21 protein-coding genes are annotated in these 18,680 nt (G+C 72.2%); 10 read left to right on the plus strand and 11 right to left on the minus strand.

Features of this window, described 5'->3' with window-relative positions:
• Window positions 1-231: 231 nt before the first annotated feature.
• Together DEJ50_RS28720 and DEJ50_RS28725 are read right to left on the minus strand one after the other, a co-directional pair.
• The gene (locus DEJ50_RS28720; RefSeq protein WP_150210975.1) at window positions 232-567 is read right to left on the minus strand and encodes a hypothetical protein; all 336 of its coding nucleotides are present in this window, start codon (window positions 565-567) and stop codon (window positions 232-234) included.
• A gap of 136 nt (window positions 568-703) precedes the next feature.
• Window positions 704-1,111: a hypothetical protein gene (locus tag DEJ50_RS28725; protein WP_150210976.1), complete on the minus strand. Its 408-nt coding sequence runs from the start codon at window positions 1,109-1,111 to the stop codon at window positions 704-706.
• Window positions 1,112-1,475: 364 nt separating this feature from the next.
• On the opposite strand from DEJ50_RS28725, the gene DEJ50_RS28735 reads away from it, so the two are divergent.
• The 7 genes from DEJ50_RS28735 (at window position 1,476) to DEJ50_RS28765 (ending at window position 7,753) form a co-directional block, all read left to right on the plus strand.
• Complete coding sequence (locus DEJ50_RS28735; protein WP_190344747.1) at window positions 1,476-2,315, plus strand: HipA family kinase; 840 nt, start codon at window positions 1,476-1,478, stop codon at window positions 2,313-2,315.
• Window positions 2,312-2,695 carry a DUF3037 domain-containing protein gene (locus DEJ50_RS28740; RefSeq protein ID WP_150210977.1) on the plus strand — a complete coding sequence of 128 codons (384 nt, stop codon included), beginning with the start codon at window positions 2,312-2,314 and terminating at the stop codon, window positions 2,693-2,695. Before DEJ50_RS28735 ends, DEJ50_RS28740 begins: the two co-directional genes overlap by 4 nt.
• Before the next feature lie 398 nt (window positions 2,696-3,093).
• Window positions 3,094-3,855: a 3-oxoacyl-ACP reductase FabG gene (fabG, locus tag DEJ50_RS28745; RefSeq protein WP_150210978.1), complete on the plus strand. Its 762-nt coding sequence runs from the start codon at window positions 3,094-3,096 to the stop codon at window positions 3,853-3,855.
• Between the two features lie 19 nt (window positions 3,856-3,874).
• A complete protein-coding gene (locus DEJ50_RS28750; RefSeq protein WP_150210979.1) occupies window positions 3,875-4,636 on the plus strand; it encodes an SDR family oxidoreductase in 762 nt (253 codons plus the stop codon).
• Window positions 4,637-4,787: 151 nt separating this feature from the next.
• On the plus strand, window positions 4,788-6,371 hold the full coding sequence (locus DEJ50_RS28755; protein WP_150210980.1) for an ABC transporter substrate-binding protein: 1,584 nt from the start codon (window positions 4,788-4,790) through the stop codon (window positions 6,369-6,371).
• Between the two features lie 89 nt (window positions 6,372-6,460).
• Window positions 6,461-7,129 (plus strand): uracil-DNA glycosylase, encoded by a 669-nt coding sequence (locus tag DEJ50_RS28760; RefSeq protein ID WP_150212419.1) that lies wholly within the window; start codon window positions 6,461-6,463, stop codon window positions 7,127-7,129.
• A 108-nt stretch (window positions 7,130-7,237) separates the two neighbouring features.
• Window positions 7,238-7,753 (plus strand): hypothetical protein, encoded by a 516-nt coding sequence (locus tag DEJ50_RS28765; protein ID WP_150210981.1) that lies wholly within the window; start codon window positions 7,238-7,240, stop codon window positions 7,751-7,753.
• Window positions 7,754-7,775: 22 nt separating this feature from the next.
• Here the strand turns inward: DEJ50_RS28765 and DEJ50_RS28770 are convergent, their stop codons facing one another.
• Both DEJ50_RS28770 and DEJ50_RS28775 read right to left on the minus strand, forming a co-directional pair.
• Window positions 7,776-8,375 carry a hypothetical protein gene (locus DEJ50_RS28770; RefSeq protein WP_223837943.1) on the minus strand — a complete coding sequence of 200 codons (600 nt, stop codon included), beginning with the start codon at window positions 8,373-8,375 and terminating at the stop codon, window positions 7,776-7,778.
• Window positions 8,376-8,447: 72 nt separating this feature from the next.
• Entirely contained in the window at window positions 8,448-8,969 is a 522-nt protein-coding gene (locus DEJ50_RS28775) for a DinB family protein (protein WP_150210982.1), read from the minus strand.
• A 101-nt stretch (window positions 8,970-9,070) separates the two neighbouring features.
• Between DEJ50_RS28775 and DEJ50_RS28780 the strand changes: the two genes are divergently transcribed.
• Window positions 9,071-9,979 carry a Gfo/Idh/MocA family protein gene (locus DEJ50_RS28780; protein WP_150210983.1) on the plus strand — a complete coding sequence of 303 codons (909 nt, stop codon included), beginning with the start codon at window positions 9,071-9,073 and terminating at the stop codon, window positions 9,977-9,979.
• Here the strand turns inward: DEJ50_RS28780 and lnt are convergent.
• From lnt to DEJ50_RS28805, 5 genes are all read right to left on the minus strand, one after another.
• Entirely contained in the window at window positions 9,921-11,498 is a 1,578-nt protein-coding gene (lnt, locus tag DEJ50_RS28785) for an apolipoprotein N-acyltransferase (protein WP_150210984.1), read from the minus strand. The genes DEJ50_RS28780 and lnt overlap by 59 nt on opposite strands.
• A 117-nt stretch (window positions 11,499-11,615) precedes the next feature.
• Window positions 11,616-12,110, minus strand: a complete 495-nt coding sequence (locus DEJ50_RS28790; protein ID WP_150210985.1) for a nuclear transport factor 2 family protein — start codon at window positions 12,108-12,110, stop codon at window positions 11,616-11,618.
• Window positions 12,111-12,180: 70 nt separating this feature from the next.
• Window positions 12,181-12,357 carry a hypothetical protein gene (locus tag DEJ50_RS28795; protein WP_150210986.1) on the minus strand — a complete coding sequence of 59 codons (177 nt, stop codon included), beginning with the start codon at window positions 12,355-12,357 and terminating at the stop codon, window positions 12,181-12,183.
• A 116-nt stretch (window positions 12,358-12,473) separates the two neighbouring features.
• Window positions 12,474-13,346: an undecaprenyl-diphosphate phosphatase gene (locus DEJ50_RS28800; protein ID WP_150210987.1), complete on the minus strand. Its 873-nt coding sequence runs from the start codon at window positions 13,344-13,346 to the stop codon at window positions 12,474-12,476.
• A 47-nt stretch (window positions 13,347-13,393) separates the two neighbouring features.
• Complete coding sequence (locus DEJ50_RS28805; protein WP_150210988.1) at window positions 13,394-14,098, minus strand: TVP38/TMEM64 family protein; 705 nt, start codon at window positions 14,096-14,098, stop codon at window positions 13,394-13,396.
• Between the two features lie 92 nt (window positions 14,099-14,190).
• Between DEJ50_RS28805 and DEJ50_RS28810 the strand changes: the two genes are divergently transcribed.
• The gene (locus DEJ50_RS28810; RefSeq protein ID WP_150210989.1) at window positions 14,191-15,075 is read left to right on the plus strand and encodes a patatin-like phospholipase family protein; all 885 of its coding nucleotides are present in this window, start codon (window positions 14,191-14,193) and stop codon (window positions 15,073-15,075) included.
• Between the two features lie 78 nt (window positions 15,076-15,153).
• Entirely contained in the window at window positions 15,154-15,945 is a 792-nt protein-coding gene (locus DEJ50_RS28815) for a spermidine synthase (RefSeq protein ID WP_150212421.1), read from the plus strand.
• A gap of 186 nt (window positions 15,946-16,131) precedes the next feature.
• Here DEJ50_RS28815 and DEJ50_RS28820 read toward each other — a convergent pair whose 3' ends face one another.
• Both DEJ50_RS28820 and DEJ50_RS28825 read right to left on the minus strand, forming a co-directional pair.
• Window positions 16,132-17,514, minus strand: coding sequence for an MFS transporter (locus DEJ50_RS28820; RefSeq protein WP_150210990.1), 1,383 nt, complete (start codon window positions 17,512-17,514; stop codon window positions 16,132-16,134).
• 40 nt (window positions 17,515-17,554) lie between these two features.
• A complete protein-coding gene (locus tag DEJ50_RS28825; RefSeq protein WP_150210991.1) occupies window positions 17,555-18,604 on the minus strand; it encodes a hypothetical protein in 1,050 nt (349 codons plus the stop codon).
• Window positions 18,605-18,680 lie beyond the last annotated feature (76 nt).

The raw sequence follows: 18,680 nt of genomic DNA on the forward strand, positions 1-18,680 counted from the left end.
CGAGCGGCTGCAAGCCGGGATGTGCCTTCTGCCCGGGACACGAGAGGGGAGCCGTGAAACTCCCCGACAGGGACGCTTTCCCCGGCCGGAGGCCGGCCCGGCGTCAGTGCCATACCCAGCCCGGAGGCCAGCGGCCCCATGGCAGAACCCCGAAAAACACAACGGGGGCAGACGCCCCTCGCACCAGCATCCGGACCAACCCGAAGCCTGACGGGCGCGGCGAGGTGCCTGTCAGCCTTCCCGAGGTTCGACAGGGCCAGCTGTCCTGGCGCCTGAATCCTTGCGTGCCGCGAGCAGGAACAGGACTGCAGCGGCGGCGGTGAAGCCGAAGCCGACGCTCATGCACGCGGTGACCGTCTCGAAGGAGGCGTCGGCGATCCGGGGGATGCCGTTGGCGAGCATGAGGGCGTAGATGCACAGGATGCCGTAGGCGCGAAGCCGCATCCCGGCCTGTCGCTTCCGTATCCACGGCGGTGTCCACCCTGCCAGTATCGCCACCGGCACCGGCAGCATGAGCGCCGTGCACACTGCCAGCGCTGTCCAGTGGTACAGCGGATTGCCGTTCACCCCGACCCCTTTCGCAGACGATCACCAGCCTACAGAGGGTTGGCGGGGCCCGTCCGTGCCGAACACCGCGAGCTTCCGGCGAACCTATCCGGTCAGAGCACTGGCACGGGCCGGTCTACCGCACCGGGCGCCATCCTCAAGCCTGCGGCCGCGTGCCTGCCCCGTCATTGGGAGCCAGGCGGGAGAGGACCTTGGCGTACACCATGGTGGCCGCAGCGGCAACGGTCGCTACGAACGCCAGCGCGAGGATGCCCAGCAGCGCGGGCCACTGGCGCAGCTCGTCGCCACGGCAGACTCTGTCCTGAGGCGACGGCTCGATCAGAGGGCCCCGGCACACAGCTTGGGTCCCCTGGTACGAGGACACCTCCGGGCCGTAGTCGGAGAGCATCAGGAAGACGAACCATCCCCAGATCGCCAAGGCCAGGAGCATCCACACCACCGACCACGCTTCGATCCGGCGCGCGTCCCGGCCGGCCTTCCCCGCAGGCCCGGGTGCGGTGTCCGCAGGAGTGGACGCTTCCAGAGCCGTTTCATCGGCTGCCATTCTTCCCCCTACTTTCGATGAACGATCATCAGTCCATCACACCCTGCCTGCGCACCCGTAGCCGACGCCCCCGCACTGGCCGGACGATGTTCCGGCGCCCGTATTGCCGTCACCGGCGAGCCCGTGGCGGCTCGGCAGCCAGGCTCGCCGGTGATCACCCTCGGTTACTATGCTCACTTCATGCCGGAGGCTGGCAGCAAGGGGTGCGGCACCATCGACGGTCTGCTTGGGGAGCGGGGAGACCGGCTCGCCTGCCGAAACTCCCCAGATTCTCCCCAGCACCGTTGAACCGGTGATTCCTGCCTCTACGCCCCGGAGAAGTCTCCGCGGATTGTAAGGCCGAAGAGATGGGTGACCTGGGAAAATGCTGGAAGAGGTCGTAGCGACCCGCTATGTCACGCCCTTGCGTGAGGGCGGCTCGCTCCCGGGGATCGTCGAGGCCGACGATCTCGGGACCTACGTCATGAAATTCACGGGAGCCGGTCAGGGGCGTAAGACCCTGGTCGCCGAAGTCATCTGCGGGCGGCTGGCCCAGCGGCTGCGTCTGCGGGTTCCCGAGCTGGTACAGATCGAGCTGGACCCGGTCATCGGGCTCGGCGAGCCGGACCAGGAGGTCCAGGAACTGCTCAAGGCGAGCGGCGGGCTGAACCTCGGGATGGACTACCTTCCCGGTTCGATCGGCTTCGACCCGCTCGCCTATGCGGTGGACCCGGTGGAGGCGGGCCGGGTGGTCTGGTTCGACGCCCTGATCAACAACGTCGACCGGTCCTGGCGCAATCCCAACATGCTGGTCTGGCACGGCGAACTGTGGCTGATCGACCACGGCGCCACGATGATCTGGCACCACAACTGGCCGGGCGCGCAGGGGGCGGCTGCCAAGGCGTACAACGCCTCCGACCACGCCCTGGCCCCGGTCGGGCCGGACATCGCCGCGGCAGCGGCGGCGCTGGCCCCGCTGGTCACCGAGGAACTCCTCACCGAGGTCGCCGCGGACGTCCCGGACGAGTGGCTGGTCGACGAGCCGGGCTTCGGCTCCACCGATGAACTGCGGCGCGCATACGTGGAGGTGCTGCTGGCGAGGGCCGGCACGATCCACGAACGGATCTCCATGGAAGCGGTGGCGAAGGCCCCGTCCCAGCCGCCGGGCTGGCTTGCCGACCGTCTGGCCGTACGGCCCCGCGAGAAGAAGAGCGACAGCCGGTGACCAAGCGGGATGTGTTCGAGTACGCGCTGGTGCGGGTGGTGCCGCGGATGGAGCGCGGGGAGTGCTTCAACGCGGGGGTGATCGTCTACTGCCGGGCGCGCGGCTTCGTGGCGGCGCGCACGCACCTGGCCGAGGCGAAGCTGCTGGCGCTGGACCCGAAGGCCGATGTGACCGGCGTACGGGCCGCCCTGCGGGCGGTCGAGGGGGTCTGCGCGGGCGGGGAGCACGCGGGGCAGGCGGCCGGCGACGATGCCGGGCGGCGGTTCCGGTGGCTGATCGCGCCGCGGAGCACGGTGGTGCAGCCGGGGCCGGTGCACACGGGGCTGACGGCGGACCCGGAGGCGGAACTGGAGCGCCTCCTGGACCTCCTGGTCCGCTGAGCCCCGGCGGGGCGGGGGCCCCGTGGCCGGCCGCGGGGTCCGCTGCGGATTGGTCCCCCACCCCGCCCCTTCTCCCCCAGCTACCGCTGGGAGGTGCCCCCAGAAACCGGGGCTGCGCCCCGGACCCCCTGGGGTGCCCGGGCTTCGCCCGGCACCTGCGCCGGGCGCGCCCCGCGCCCGGCGGGCGCACGGGCTCTGCCCGGGGCCGTGACGCGGGCCCGCACCCGCGGGCAGCGGGCCGGGCCCGGGGCCGGCCCCGGCGCGGTGGCTCGGACGCGGCGCCGCAGGCGCGATGGCGTTGACAGCGGGGGGTGTGATCCCTAGCGTCTCATCAGCTGAAGCTACTAAGCGGTTGCTCAGGCCTGGGCGGCCGTATCTCAAGGGCGAGGAGAACCAGCATGTCCACCACCGAGCAGCGCGTCGCCGTCGTCACCGGGGCGGCCCGGGGGATCGGTGCCGCCACCGCCGTGCGGCTGGCCGCCGAAGGCCGGGCCGTGGCGGTACTCGACCTGGACGAGGCGGCCTGCAAGGACACCGTCGAGGCGATCACGGCCGCCGGCGGCACGGCCCTCGCGGTCGGCTGCGACGTGTCCGACAGCGCCCAGGTGGAGGCCGCCGTCGAGCGGATCGCCGGGACCCTCGGCGGCCCGACCGTCCTGGTCAACAACGCCGGCGTGCTCCGCGACAACCTGCTCTTCAAGATGAGCGAGAACGACTGGGACACGGTCATGAACGTGCACCTGCGCGGTGCCTTCCTGATGTCCCGGGCCTGCCAGAAGTACATGGTGGAGGCCAAGTTCGGCCGGATCGTCAACCTGTCCAGCAGCTCCGCGCTCGGCAACCGCGGCCAGGGCAACTACTCCGCCGCCAAGGCCGGCCTCCAGGGCTTCACCAAGACCCTGGCCATCGAGCTCGGCAAGTTCGGCGTCACCGCCAACGCGGTCGCCCCCGGCTTCATCGTCACCGAGATGACCGCCGCGACCGCCGCCCGCGTCGGCATGGGCTTCGAGGAGTTCCAGGCCGCCGCCGCCACCCAGATCCCGGTCCAGCGGGTCGGCCGCCCGGAGGACATCGCCAACGCCATCGCCTTCTTCACCGGGGACGCGGCCGGGTTCGTGTCCGGCCAGGTCATGTACGTGGCCGGCGGCCCGCTCAACTAGCACGGGAGAGGGTGTCGTCATGGTGTACCAAGGCAACGACAGCGGCAAGGTCGCACTGATCACCGGGGCGAGCCGGGGGATCGGCTACGGCATCGCCGAGGCGCTGGTCGCCCGCGGCGACCGGGTCTGCATCACCGGCCGGAACGAGGAGACCCTCAAGGAGGCCGTCGAGCAGCTCGGTGCCGACCGGGTCATCGGGGTGCCCGGGAAGGCGCACGACGAGGCCCACCAGGCCGTCGCCGTCGAGCGCACGATGGAGGCCTTCGGGCGGGTGGATTTCCTGGTCAACAACGCCGGCACCAATCCGGTCTTCGGCCCCATCGCCGACCTGGACCTCGGGGTCGCGCGCAAGGTCTTCGAGACCAATGTGATCTCCGCGCTCGGCTTCGCCCAGCGCACCTGGCACGCGTGGCAGAAGGACCACGGCGGGGCGATCGTGAACATCGCCTCCATCGCCGGGGTCTCCGCCTCGCCGTTCATCGGCGCGTACGGGATGAGCAAGGCCGCCATGGTCAATCTCACCCTGCAGCTCGCGCACGAGATGGCGCCGGGGGTGCGGGTGAACGCGATCGCCCCCGCGGTGGTCAAGACGAAGTTCGCCCAGGCGCTCTACGAGGGCCGCGAGGCCGAGGCCGCGGCGGCCTATCCGCTGGGCCGGCTCGGGGTGCCCTCCGACATCGGCGGGGCCGCTGCATTCCTCACCTCGGCACAAGCGGAATGGATCACAGGTCAGACACTTGTTGTTGATGGGGGAATGTTTCTCAATGCCGGAGTTCACTAACCGATAATCGGACGCATTCGGCCATCAAAGGGTGGCAAATGTGTCATCAATACGCACGGAACCGGTCAAGTGCCCCACGGAACCTGCCCATTGGTTTCGTGGGGTACTGCGGTAGGGTCTGCCGCACCCAGGCTGATCGAGGAGCGTGCACGTGTTCAACCGGACCAGATGCCTGCAGATCACTGCGGCCCTTGCGTCCATATCCCTGCTTGCCGGCTGCGGGCTGATCTCGGGCGACGGGGGAGAGGACGGCAAGCGGATTGTCGTCGGCACGACGAGCGCACCCAGCACGCTCGATCCGGCGGCGGCCTGGGACGGCTCGTGGGAGCTGTACCGGAACGTCTACCAGACCCTTCTCGCATTCCCCACCGGCAGCCTCAAGCCGCAGCCGGACGCCGCACAGAGCTGCGAGTTCACCGACTCCGTCAACGAGTCCTACCGCTGCACGCTCCGCAAGGGCCTCAAGTTCTCCAACGGCGAGCCGCTGGACTCCAAGGCGGTCAAGCACTCCTTCGACCGCATCCGGACGATCAACTCCAAGGTCGGTCCCAAGGACCTGTTCGGCAGCCTGGACAAGATCGAGACCCCGGACGCGCAGACGGTCGTCTTCCACCTGAAGGCCTCCGACGCGACCTTCCCCTACGTGCTCGGCTCCCCGGCCGCCTCCCTGGTGGCACCCAAGGACTACCCGGCCGACAAGCTCCGCGAGGACGGGAAGATCACCGGCTCCGGGCCGTACGTCCTGGACGAGTACGTGGACAAGGAAAAGGCGGAGCTCAGCAGCTACGCCGACTACCAGGGCTTCGCGCAGCGCCGGAACGACGGGGTCACCATCCGGTACTTCGACGACTCCGGAAAGATGGTGGCTTCCCTCAAGGACAAGAAGATCGACGCCACCTACCGCGGTCTGACCGCCGACGAGATCAAGGAACTGCAGAGCCCGGCCTCGCGCGATCTCGGCCTCCAGGTGGTCGCCAACGTCGGTGCCGAGATCCGCTACCTGGTCTTCAACCCCAAGGACCCGGTCGTCCGCCAGCTGCCGGTGCGCCAGGCCATCGCCCAGGTCATCGACCGCGGCACGCTGATCTCGGAGGTCTACCAGGGCACCGCCGAGCCGCTGTACTCGATGGTCCCCAAGGGCGTACTGGGCCACAAGACGCCGTTCTTCGACAAGTTCGCCCACCCCGACATCCCCAAGGCCAAGAAGCTCCTGAAGGACGCCGGCATCCAGACCCCGGTCGACCTGAACTTCTTCTACACCACCGACCGGTACGGCTCCTCCACCGAGGCGGAGTTCAAGGAGCTCAAGCGCCAGCTCGAGGAGAGCGGCCTGTTCAAGGTCAGCCTCCAGGGCAAGCCCTGGAAGGAGTTCCAGGCCGGCTACAAGAACGGCCAGTACCCCGTCTTCGGGCGCGGCTGGTTCCCCGACTTCCCGGACCCGGACAACTTCATCGCGCCGTTCGTCGGCAAGGAGAACGCCGTCGGTACGCCGTACGAGCCCCCGGCGATCATCAACGACCTGCTGCCCAAGTCCCGCCGCTCCGGCGACCGCTCGGCCGTCAGCAGCCAGTTCGAGGAAGCACAGAAGATCTTCGCCGACGACGTGCGGCTGCTGCCGCTGTGGCAGGGCAAGCTGTACGTGGCCTCCGGCGAGGACATCGCGGGCACCGAGCGTGCGCTCGACCCGCAGACCGCCATGCAGATGTGGGAGCTGTACCGCAAGACCAGCTGGTAGCAGCCGCGGGTTCGGGCAGTGTCAGTGGCGGCCGGTAAGTTCTGTGATCAGTTGCAGAACGATTGTCGGAGGTTGTCGACGTGACCGAGATGCTGCCCGAATCCTGGCTGCCCGTCCTGGGCGGGGAACTGGACAAGCCCTACTTCAAGGAGCTCGCCGAGTTCGTCGAGCTGGAGCGGGCCAAGGGGCCGGTCTACCCGCCGCAGGAGCAGGTCTTCGCCGCCCTGGAGGCCACGCCGTACGACCGGGTCAAGGTCCTGGTGCTCGGCCAGGACCCGTACCACGGCGCCGGTCAGGGCCACGGCCTGTGCTTCTCGGTCCGCCCCGGGGTGAAGACCCCGCCCTCGCTGCGCAACATCTACAAGGAGATGCAGGCCGAGCTGGGCACGCCCATCCCCGACAACGGCTATCTGATGCCGTGGGCCGAGCAGGGCGTGCTGCTGCTCAACGCGGTGCTCACGGTCCGCGAGGCCGAGCCCAACTCGCACAAGGGCAAGGGCTGGGAGAAGTTCACCGACGCCGTGATCCGCGCGGTGGCCGAGCGGCCCGACCCGGCCGTGTTCGTGCTGTGGGGCGCCTACGCCCAGAAGAAGCTGCCGCTGATCGACGAGACCCGGCACGTGGTCGTCAAGGGTGCCCACCCCTCGCCGCTCTCCGCGAAGAAGTTCTTCGGCTCCCGGCCCTTCACCCAGATCAACGAGGCGGTGGCGGCCCAGGGCCACGAGCCGATCGACTGGCGGATCCCCGACCTCGGCTGACGCCACGCCCGATCGCGCACCCGCGCCTCGGCGGCTTTGTCAGCGCCTCCGGCTAGCGTCGTGACGATCAGACCGGACCGGTCTGACAGGACCGAGCCGGAGGCCGCCTTGACCGAGCAGCAGGAGGCGTCGGAAGACGCCGTCATGACCAGGATCGGCCAGGCGATCATGCTGCTGCACGCGGGCGACCGCGAGGAGGCCCGCAACCGTCTCGGTGAGATCTGGGCGGAGATCGGCGAGGAGGGCGACCCCCTCCACCGCTGCACACTGGCGCACTACATGGCCGATGCGCAGGACGACCCCGCCGACGAACTCTCCTGGGACCTGAGGGCCCTGACCGCCGCCGACGGGCTGGGGAACGAGCGGCTCGCCCGGCACGAGCCCGATGTGGCGGTACGGGCCTTCTACCCCTCTCTCCACCTCAATCTGGCCGCCGACTACGTCAAGCTCCAGCGGCCGGAGGCGGCCCGGATCCACCTGGCCCGGGCCCGGGCGGCCACCGCCGCGCTCGCCGACGACGGGTACGGGAACGGGATCCGGGCGGCCATCACCCGGCTGGAGCTCCAGCTGGCCGAGAACCCGGGCCCGGACCCGCGCCCGGGCCCGTTCCCCGGCCAGCACTAGGCCGGCCCGGGCGCGGGGCCGGTCAGCCCTCCACGCCCGCGCAGATGCGGGCCTCCGGGCTGTCCGGCTGCCAGCTGTCGTGCCTGCGCCCCAGCGCGCACACATCGGCCGGCTGCATCGGCAGGCGCTTCATCAGCTCCCGCTCCACCTTCCGGGCCTCCCGCCGCTTCCGCCGCTGGTCACCCTCGCCCTCGCGCCTTCCTCTGCCCTTGCCCTCGGCCTCGCCCCTGCCGGACGCCGACTGGGCCGGGTCCGGCGGCTCCGGGATGTCCGGAACCGGCGGCGGCAGTTCCGAACGGTCCGGGGCCGTCTCCTGCGGGGCGCTTCCCGCAGCCGGGGCGCCCTCGGTCCGCCGGTCCGGGGCGGCCGGCGCGGCGGCCCCGGCCGCCCCGTCCTCCGCCACCGGATCCGGCGCGGTCCGCAACGCCTCCAGGGCCGGCGCCTGCACCTCCACCGGAGCGGCCCCCCGGCCGCTCCGCGTCTCGTGCTGCGGCGGCACCCCCGCCGTGGGGGCCGTCGCGGGCTGCACCGCGGCCGGGTTCACATGCACACAGCCGGAGACGGCCGAGACGGCAGCGGCCACTCCGAGCAGCAGGGTTGTCGTGGTTCGGGTTGGATGCACTCGCGCAACTCTGCTCTGCGCGGACCCGGTTGCGATAATCCGCAGCCCATATTGACCCCGCACGGGTGACGGCTACGCGCCGGTTGCCCCGTCTATCTGCTCCCGCAGCAGGTCCGCGTGGCCGTTGTGGCGGGCGTACTCCTCGATCATGTGGGTGTAGACCCAGCGCAGGTTGAACCGCTCCTTGCGGCGCGGGTGCTCCGCCTCCGACAGCGAGTCCAGCGAGCGGCCGGCCGCCGCGGCCCGGGCCTCCTCGATCTCCGCCCGCCACACCCGGTCGGCGTCCGCCCAGGTGTCCTCCGGCCCGAAGTGGAAGTCGCCGTCCACATCGTCCCGGGTCGAGTACAGCTCGGGCAGGTCGAGCCCCAGCGTCACCTCCCGGAACCACCAGCGCTCCACCTCCGCCATGTGCCGGACCAGGCCCAGCAGGGTCAGCTCGGAGGGCGGCAGGGCGGCCCGCCGCAGCTGGTCCTCGTCCAGCCCCCGGCACTTCAGGGCGAGGGTGGCCCGGTGGTAGTCCAGCCAGCCCTCCAGCATCTCCCGCTCGCCTGCGGTGGTGGACGGCTCGGGACGTTCGTGTTCAGAAGAGATCATGGGCGCCATCCTCGGTGAATCCACCCGCCCGCACCAGGGATTAAGCTGCCCGGAGCCCCGCGGCCACGGGCCGCGACGAGCAGCAACGAGGAGGACCCCCGGTGAAGGTCGCATGCATCGGACTCGGTGACATCGCGCAGAAGGCGTACCTGCCGGTCCTCACGGCCCGCCCGGGCATCGAACTGCACCTCCAGACCCGCAACCCCGCCGTCCTGGCCGAAGTCGGCGACCGGTACGCCGTCCCGGCCGCCCGCCGCCACGGCAGCCTCGACTCCCTGCTCGCCGCGGGCCCGGACGCCGCCTTCGTGCACGCCGCCACCCCGGCCCACCCGGAGATCGTGACCAGGTTGCTGGAGGCGGGCATCGCCACGTACGTGGACAAGCCGCTCGCCTACGCCTACGAGGACTCCCGGCGGCTGGTCGAACTCGCCGAGGAGCGCGGGGTGTCCCTGGCGGTCGGCTTCAACCGGCGGTACGCCCCGGGCTATGCGCAGTGCGCCGACCACCCGCGCGACCTGATCGTCATGCAGAAGAACCGGGTCGGGCTGCCCGAGGACCCGCGCACCCTGGTGCTGGACGACTTCATCCACGTGGTGGACACCCTCCGCTTCCTGCTGCCCGGCGAGGCCGACCACATCGACGTCCGGGCCCGGATCAGGGACGGACTGATGCACCAGGTGGTGCTCCAGATGTCCGGCGACGGATTCACCGCGCTCGGCATCATGAACCGGCTCTCCGGCTCCACCGAGGAGATCCTGGAGGTCTCCGGCCAGGACACCAAGCGCCAGGTGGTCAACCTCGCGGAGATCGTCGACCACCGGGGCCAGCCCACCGTCCGGCGGCGCGGCGACTGGGTGCCGGTGGCCCGCCAGCGCGGGATCGAGCAGGTGGCCGACGCCTTCCTGGAGGCCGTCGCCGCGGGCCGGCCGCTGAGCGCCCGGGACGCCCTGCTCACTCACGAGCTGTGCGAGCGGGTGGTCCTGTCGGCTCTGGAGCAGGCTCGGTCATAAGCCGGGCCGTGAGCCGGGACCGGATCCGCCCGGCCACCAGCACCAGGCCGTACCCGGTGAGGGCGGTCAGGGCGACGGCCACCGGCCAGTCCCCGAAGCGGACGGAGAGCGTGGTCCCCCGGGCGAGCGGCACGGCGTACACCTCGGCGGTGCTCGCCGTGACCGGCAGCGGACGGCCCAGGCGCTCCCCGGACGGGCCGTGCACGGCGCTGATGCCGGTCAGGGTGGCGTGCACCATGGGCCGGCCGGTCTCGGCGGCCCGCAGCGCGGCCAGCGAGGCGTGCTGGGCCGGAGCCCAGCTGTCCTGGAAGGTGGAGGTCGCCGACTGGGCGACCAGCAGGGCGGCGCCGTCCCGGACCAGCCGCCGGCTCATGTCGGGGAAGGCGGACTCGAAGCAGACCAGCGGACCGACCGCGACGGCGGGCCGGCCGGGCAGTGCCATCAGCACCGGGGTGGTGCCCCGCCGGCGGTCCTCACCGGCTGCCTTGCCCACCGAGGTGACCCAGCCGAGCGCGGACCGGGCCGGAACGTACTCGCCGAACGGCACCAGCCGCATCTTGTCGTAGCGGGCGCCGGTGGGGCCGCCCGGGCCGACCAGCACCGAGGACTTGTAGATCCCCGGCCGGTCCGCCCGCCGGGCGTCCACGTTCACCAGCACCGGAGCGCCCACCTCCGCAGACAGGGCCGCCAGCCGCCGGGCCAGGTCGGGCCGGGTCGCCAGATCCGCCCCGACACTGCTCTCGCCCCACACCACCAGATCGAGCCGCTGCCCGGCCAGGCCCCGGGTCAGCCGCTCCCCGGCGTCGAAGCGCCGCTCCACACTGTCGGCCCCGCCCACCACCCCGGGCTGGACGACCGCCACCCGCAGCCCGCCCGAGACGTCCGGCCGGGGGGCCCACAGCCACACCGCCCCGGTCAGCACGGCGCAGCCCGTCAGCCCGGCCAGGGCGGGCACTCGGGCCGCGGGCACCGCCAGCAGCAGCACCAGCGCACAGTTCACCGCGACCACCAGCAGGCCGGCCAGCCACACCCCGCCCACCGAGGCCAGCCGCAGCACGGCCGGCACCTGCCACTGGCTGGCCCCCAGCAGCCCCCACGGCCCGCCCAGCCCCTCCCAGGACCGGGCCAGCTCGGACAGCAGCCAGCCGGCCGGTACGAGCACCAGCGCAGCCGCCGCCCGGCCCGCCCCCGGGCTCCCGCCGAGCAGCGTCCGTACCAGCAGGGCCCACGGGATCCACAGCAGCCCCAGCAGCGCGGCCAGCGGCAGCAGGAACACATGGAGGCTCGGCAGCAGCCAGTGGTGCACCGCCAGGATGAACCCGGCCCCGCCCAGCCAGCCCTCCAGGGCGGCCTGCCGCCCGCTCGCCGCGCCCCGCAGCAGCAGCATCCACGGCACCAGGGCCACGTACGCGAACCACCACAGGCCCGGTGCGGGAAAGGCGAGCGCGGGCAGGGCCCCGGCCGGCACCGCAGCCGCGGCCCGCCACCACCGGGACCGGTCCGGCCGGTCGGTCAGCATGAGGCGCCTCCCCCTCCAGTGTGGACCGCACGGTCCGGGGCGGCCGGACGGATCGGCCGGACGGATCGGCCGAACAGGTGCAGGTCAGGTACACGCCAATCGCAGGCCGCGTGCAGGTCAGCCGGACAGGTGGCGCCACTTCTCGTGGACCGTGACCGAGGACAGCCGCCAGCCCTCGGAGGTGCGGACGAGGCCGAAGGTGTACCGGCCGGCGGCCACGAAATTCGGCGCCGTGACACCGCCGTCCGCCGCCTCGCCGGCGGCCTCGCCGTCCGCCGCGCCCGCCGTCAGCCGCATCGGGTTCACGAAATCGGCGCGCACCTCCGCCCGGTCGCCCGGCGAACCGCCGAGGTCCTCCAGGGCCACCCGCCGGTTGACGATCAGGTGCTGGCGGACCGGGAACAGCTTCATGGTCTCCGCCAGCCAGTCCGCCACCTCCCCGGCGGCACCCTCGATCCCGCCGGCCGAGCGGTAGTCGGCCCGCCCGCCGGGTACGAACAGGGCCTTGTACGCCGCCCAGTCGCCGTCGTCCACGGCGACGGCGTACCCGGTGATCACCTCGTCCACGGCCAGCCGGTCCATTACCGTCGCCAGGTCCACACGCTGCGTCATCGGGACAGTGTGGATCAGCCGGGCACGGAGGCCAAGGGGTACGGCGGACCCGGGACGCCCCGGGGCCGGTTCAGTGGCCGGAACGGGCGTCCCGCTGCCGCACGACGACCAGGAAGGCATCGGTGGCCAGATCCATCACCACCTCCGCCGGCACCCCCTCCCGCATCCGCTCCGCCGCGTACTCCTCGGCCGGCCAGCTCCCCCTCGGACTCCCCGCCGGAAACCGCTCCAGTACCACTCGCCCCATCGGGCACCCCCTGCACGTCACCTGTCGTTCGTATGTCTGCCTTCTCCCGGAACAACGACGCAGGGCCCTCCCGGGAACGTTCCCGGGAGGGCCCTGCGCTGCGGAATACCCGCGGGTCAGTGGCCGGACTCGCCCGCATGGGGGCTCAGCACGTCCGTGCCGACCAGCACGAACAGGACGATGCCCAGCAGGATCCGGTAGATCACGAAGGGCATGAAGCTCTTCGTGGTGATGAACTTCATGAACCATGCGATGACGGCGTAGCCGACCACGAAGGCGATCACCGTGGCGAAGATGGTCGGACCCCAGGACACGTGCCCCTCGCTCGCGTCCTTCAACTCGTAGGCTCCGGAGGCCAGCACCGCCGGGATCGCCAGCAGGAAGGAGTAACGGGCCGCCGCCTCACGGGTGTAGCCCATCAGCAGACCGCCGGAGATGGTCGCCCCCGACCGGGAGACGCCCGGGATCAGCGCCATCGCCTGGCAGACGCCGAAGATCAGACCGTCCTTGACACCCAGTTCCTTGAGCGTCTTGCGCTCCCGGATCGCCCGGTGCCGGCCGCCGGCCTCGTCGCGCGCCGCCAGCCGGTCGGCGATGCCCAGCACGATGCCCATCACGATCAGCGTGGTGGCGATCAGGCGCAGATCACGGAACGGACCCTCGATCTGGTCCTTGAGCGTCACGCCCAGCACACCGATCGGGATCGAGCCGACGATCACCAACCAGCCCATCTGAGCGTCGTGATCGGAGCGCATCGACTTGTTCGTCAGCGACCGGCACCAGGCGGACACGATCCGCATGATGTCCTTGCGGAAGTAGATCAGCACCGCGGTCTCGGTGCCGATCTGCGTGATGGCGGTGAAGGCCGCACCCGGGTCTTCCCAGCCGGCGAACGCCGCGGTCAGCCGCAGGTGGGCGCTGGAAGAGATCGGGAGAAACTCCGTAAGCCCCTGGACGAGACCGAGGATTAGGGATTCGAACCAGCTCATGTCGGGGTGCGCTCGTCCTTGTGATCGTCGGGCAGTTGGGTCCGATGCTAGGGCCCGTTTGTTGCCCCGTTGACCACTGGGGTGGCCTGGGCGGAAATTCCGGCCGTCAGCCGGTGCCGCTTGCGCCAGGCGACCGTCCCCGCGAGCAGGCCCGATACGGCGATGAAGCCGAACGAGGCCAGGAAAGCGGGGGAGGTGGGGGAGGAGGCGTTGCCGCCCGCGACCACGTAGGCCGCCGTATTGGGCACCGTACCGATGGCCGTCGCCACCAGGAACGGAAGCCATCCGCACCGGGAGACCGCGGCACAGTAGTTGGCCGCCGCGAAGGGCACCCCGGGGAAGATCCGCACCGCCAGCATCGACCGGAAACCGTGCCGGCTCAGCTGCCCGTCCGCCGCCTTCAGCCACCGGCCGCGCACCAGCGGCCGGAGCGCCTCCTGCCCCATGGCCCGGCCCAGCCCGAAGGCCAGTCCGGCCCCGAGCACCGTCCCCGCGACCGCCGCCACCAGCCCGAACTGCGCACCGAAGACCGCACCCGCGCCCAGGTTCAGCAGGGGCCGGGGCACGAAGGCCGCCGTACACAGCCCGTACCCGCCGGCGAACAGCAGCACCGCCGTGCCCACCGGGAGCCCCGGTGGCCAGCCCTCGGACAGCAGCCGCTGGGGCTCGAACAGCACCACGCACACGCCCGCCGCCGCCAGCAGCAGCACGAGCAGCGTCAGCCGGATCCACGGCGAGAGGAGGAGGGGCATCCGGGGAGAGTAACCGACGCATGCGGCACCGCGCCGTAATCTGGACCTCATGCGGCCGAACGACCGGCCACGACAGGGGGGGCGGGGCGGGCATGGGCGCGACGGCCGAGGGCACGACGGGCGAGGGCACCACGGGCGGCCGGACCGCACTGGTGCTGGGCGGCGGCGGGCTGACCGGGATCGGCTGGGAATGCGGCATCCTGCACGGCCTGGCCGAAGCCGGGGTGGACCTCTTCGACGCCGACCTCGTCGTCGGCACCTCCGCCGGCTCCGTGGTCGGGGCCCAGCTCACCTCCGGGCTGCTCGACCCCCGGGAACTGTACGAACGCCAGCTCGCCGACCCCGCCGGGGAGGCCGTGGCCCGGCTGGGCACCGCCACCCTGGCCCGCTACGGCCTGGCGATGCTGCGCTCCCGCAATGCCACCGCCTACCGGCGGCGGGTCGGCGCCCTGGCCCTCGCGGCGGACACCGGGGAGGAAGCGGACCGGCGTACCGTGCTGGCCGCCCGCCTGCGCTCGCATACCTGGCCGCAGCGGAAACTGCTGATCAGCGCGGTGGACGCGGTCACCGGCGAGCTCAGGGCCTTCGACCGGGACAGCGGGGCCGGGCTGGTCGACGCGGTCACCGCCAGCTGCGCGGTACCGCTGGTGTGGCCGGCCGTGACCATCGGCGGTCGCCGCTACATCGACGGCGGCATCCGCTCCAGCGCCAATGCGGACCTCGCGGTGGGGCACCGCCGCGTCGTGATCCTGGCACCGATGACCCTGGGCACCCGGCTGGCCCCCTCGGCCCGGGCACAGGCGGCCGGGCTGCGGAAGGCCGGCGCGGAGGTCGTGCTGATCCACCCCTCGGAGGAGGCCCGCAGGGCCATCGGCCGCAATGTGCTCGACCCGGCGCGCCGGGCCCCGGCGGCCCGGGCCGGGCTGGCCCAGGCCGCCGCGCACGCGGACGAGGTGGCCCGGGTCTGGCGGGCCTGACCCGCGGCCCACAATGGTGCGGTGAGCGAGGAGCAGATCCCGGTGATCCGGGACGTGGGCCAGGGCACCGCCAAGCTGATGCCGGACGTCGACCGGGACCGGGCATGGCTGCTGACCGTGGACGGGGCACCGCAGTCGTATGTGGACCTCGACGATCCGGAGCACCTGGAGTTCGAGTACGTACGGCGCCTCGCGCACGTCCTGGACTGCGCGGCGGAGCCGGGCGCGGCGCTGGACCTGGTTCACCTGGGCGGCGGCGCACTGACCCTGCCGCGCTATGCCGCGGCGACCCGGCCCGGCTCGCGTCAGCAGGTGGTCGAGTTCGACGCCGCGCTGCTGGAGCTGGTCACCGAGCACCTGCCGGTGCCGGCGGAGGCGGGGCTGACCCTGTACCCGGCCGATGCCAGGGCCTGGCTGGAGCAGGCGCCGGCGGCCGACGCGGATGTGCTGGTCGCCGATGTGTTCGGCGGCTCGCGGGTGCCGGCCCAGCTGGCCTCGGTGGAGTACGCGCGGGAGGTGGCGCGGGTGCTGCGGCCCGGCGGGCTGTACGCGGCGAACCTCGCCGACGGGGCGCCGTTCGGTTTCCTGCGGGCCCAACTGGCGAACTTCCGGTCGGTGTTCGCGGAGCTGGCGCTGATCGCGGAACCGGCGGTGCTGCGCGGGCGGCGGTTCGGGAACGCGGTGCTGCTGGCCTCGGACGCGGAGCTTCCGGTCGAGGCCCTGTCCCGGCGGTGCGCGGCCGACGCCTTTCCCGCCCGGGTGGTGGCGGGCCCGGCCCTGGCGAAGCTCATCGGCTCCGCCGTCCAGGTCCCCGACCGCGAGGCGGCGCCTTCCCCGCCACCGCCGTCCGGCGCGTTCTCCCTGAGCTGACTGCCCCTGGCCACGGCCGCAGCCCAGGCCGCAGGCCGCAGGCGCCCCGCCCGTCGAGCGTGGCCGCTCCGCGCCCAGGGCGGTCGGCGCAGCCCCGCGCGGTCCCGCCGGGCGCAGCCCCCGGTGCGCGGGGTTTCCCCGGCGCAGCCCCGCTGCGCCGGGCCGCTCCGGCCTACGGGAGGCTGCTCACCGGGCGATCTGATCGACACCCGGGTCCGCCGGGGTGCCCACAGGGGCACCCGGGGTGGCGGGGGCAGCCGGGGCTGCCAAGGAGGCCGGGGCACCCGGGATGGTGGTGGCCGGGACGGTGTTCCCGGGGGTCGCGGGGCGGCGGGTCAGGTTCCGGACGTCCGGTACCAGCAGCACCGGCACGGTGACCAGCACGATCAGCGCGGCGCAGCCCCACAGCGCCTCGGTCCGCCCGAACGCCGACTCGGCCGGTCCGGCCAGCGCGGTGGCCAGCGGCAACATCGACACCGAGCCGAACCAGTCGTATGCGGAGACCCGGGAGAACTTGTCCTCGGGGATCTCCTGGTGCATCGTCCCCATCCAGTTGACGCCGAAGACCTCGACCGCGACCCCGCTGGCGAACATCACCACGCACAGTCCCCAGGCGGGCAGCGGGACCGCCAGCCCCGCGGAGGGCAGTGCCAGCGGAAACACGCACAGGGTGGCGGCCAGCAGCATCCGGCGCGGCTTCCACCACATCATCAGCACGGCTCCGGCGATGGTGCCGACGCCGAAGAAGGCCAGGGCGATGCCCCAGGGCGCGGGGCCGCCCAGCCGCTCCCGGGCGACCAGCGGCCCGTACACCGACTCGGCGGCGCCGATCACGGCCACCACCACCGAGAACTGGAGCACGATGCTCCAGAGCCAGGAGCGGCTCCGGAACTCCACCCAGCCCTCGCGGAGGTCGGACAGCAGTCCGCCGCCCGGCTTCCGTTCCGTGGTGCCGCTGACGTCCAGGAAGGCGCGCAGCAGGCCCGCGACGGCAAAGGCGGCGGAGTCCACCGCGAGCACCCAGCCCGGCCCCATCGCGGCGATCATCGCCCCGCCGAGTGCCGCACCGCCGATGCCCGCGCCGTTCACGGCCAGCCGGTACAGCGCGAAGGGCCGGTTGGTGTTCTCGCCGAAGACGGTGGCCAGCAACATGCCCTCGGCGGCCGGGTTGAAGAAGGCCTGGCCGGTGCCGCACAGCGCGGTGAGGACCATCATCTGCCACAGCTGCGGCTCGCCGAGCAGCACCAGGGCCGCGAACGCGCCCTGGGAGACGCAGTTGAGGGTGTTGGCCGCGACCATCACGCGGTGGCGCGGCAGCCGGTCGGCGAGGGCGCCGCCGACCAGCAGGAACAGGACGAGCGGGAGCGTACGGGCCGCCGCCACCAGGCCCACGTCCCCGCTGGAGCCGCCGGCCTCCAGGACGGCGAACGCGGTGGCGATCAGCGCGCCGTGCGCGCCGAGGTTGGTGATGACCGCAGAGGCCGTGAGCAGGCGGTAGTTGCGGCCGGCCCAGGCAGGGCTCCGGCCGGGTGCCCGGGGGTGGTGGGAGGAGGCGGTGCGTTGGCTCACCCCCGGACTATCCCCGGCCGAAGCCGTTCTGCCAAACCCTTTATCCGGCCGTCAGCCGGATCGAGCTGAGGACCTTCTCCGCCACGTCCTGCTGGTACTCGTCCTTGACGCCGGCCGCTCCGTACATCACCCAGCTGGCGAAGTCACCGCTGGCCGTCTTGAAGCCGAAGCCGATGCCCTTGCCGTCCGAGGCGCACTTGTGCGGCTTCTTCACGCCGGTGGCCGTGGCGGTCACCATGTGGCCCTTGAGGCCGGACTGGGTGGTGTACTCCTTGGGCTGGGTCACCTTGGTGGTGCCCTTCGGCTCCTTCTGCGCATAGCCGGCCCACACCCAGCTGCCCGTGTTGTCGTAGGCGGCCTGGCCGGTGTCCTTCGCGCCGTTGGCGCCCTTCACGCCGGTGGCGGCCAGGGACCACTCCTCGGTGTCACCGTCCTTGTCCTCGTCGACCGTGCACCACTCTTCCTTCAGGTACGCGGGCGCGGACATGCTGATGACCGGCATGCCGTCCTTCTTGGTCTCGTCCGTGATGCCCGAGGAGACGCCGGAGCCCAGCACCTTCCACTCCGGCGGGACGTCGAAGGCCACGCCGTACTTCGGGTTGACGACCACCTTCCAGCCGGGGATGACCGGCTGGATCGCTCCGCCCGCGCGCGGGTTGTCGGTGGGCTGGGCGGCCGTCGGCGAGGTCGCGGGCGAGCTCGCCGGCGCGGAGACGGAGTTCTGGGGCTTGTTGTTGTCGGCCTCGTTGGTCTTCTCGCCGTCCCGGGTCAGCACGAAGGCGCCGGTGACGGCCGCCGCCACGACCACGGCGGAGGCCGCGACGATGGCCACGGTCTTGGTCGAGTTGGACGATCCGGAGCCGCCGCCCTGCGGGGGCAGCGGGGGCTGCGCCGGAGCCGGGCCCCAGGGCTGCGGGGCGGGCGGCTGCTGCGGGTAGCCGTAGCCCGGCTGTTGCGGCTGTCCGTACGCAGGCTGCTGGTACGGGTTCGGCTGCCCGGGCTGCTGCTGCTGGTACGGGTTCTGGTGGGGGGCGTGGGGGTCGTTGGGGTTCTGCTCGCCCCCGGGCTGCTGCTGCTGTCCTGGCCACATGGCCGGTAACGATAGTGGGAGGGGGTGGGCGGAGCCACGGCCACCCCTCCCCAGGGTCTGGCCAATACCTGCTACT

Source organism: Streptomyces venezuelae (assembly GCF_008642295.1).
Taxonomy (GTDB): Bacteria; Actinomycetota; Actinomycetes; order Streptomycetales; family Streptomycetaceae; genus Streptomyces; species Streptomyces venezuelae_C.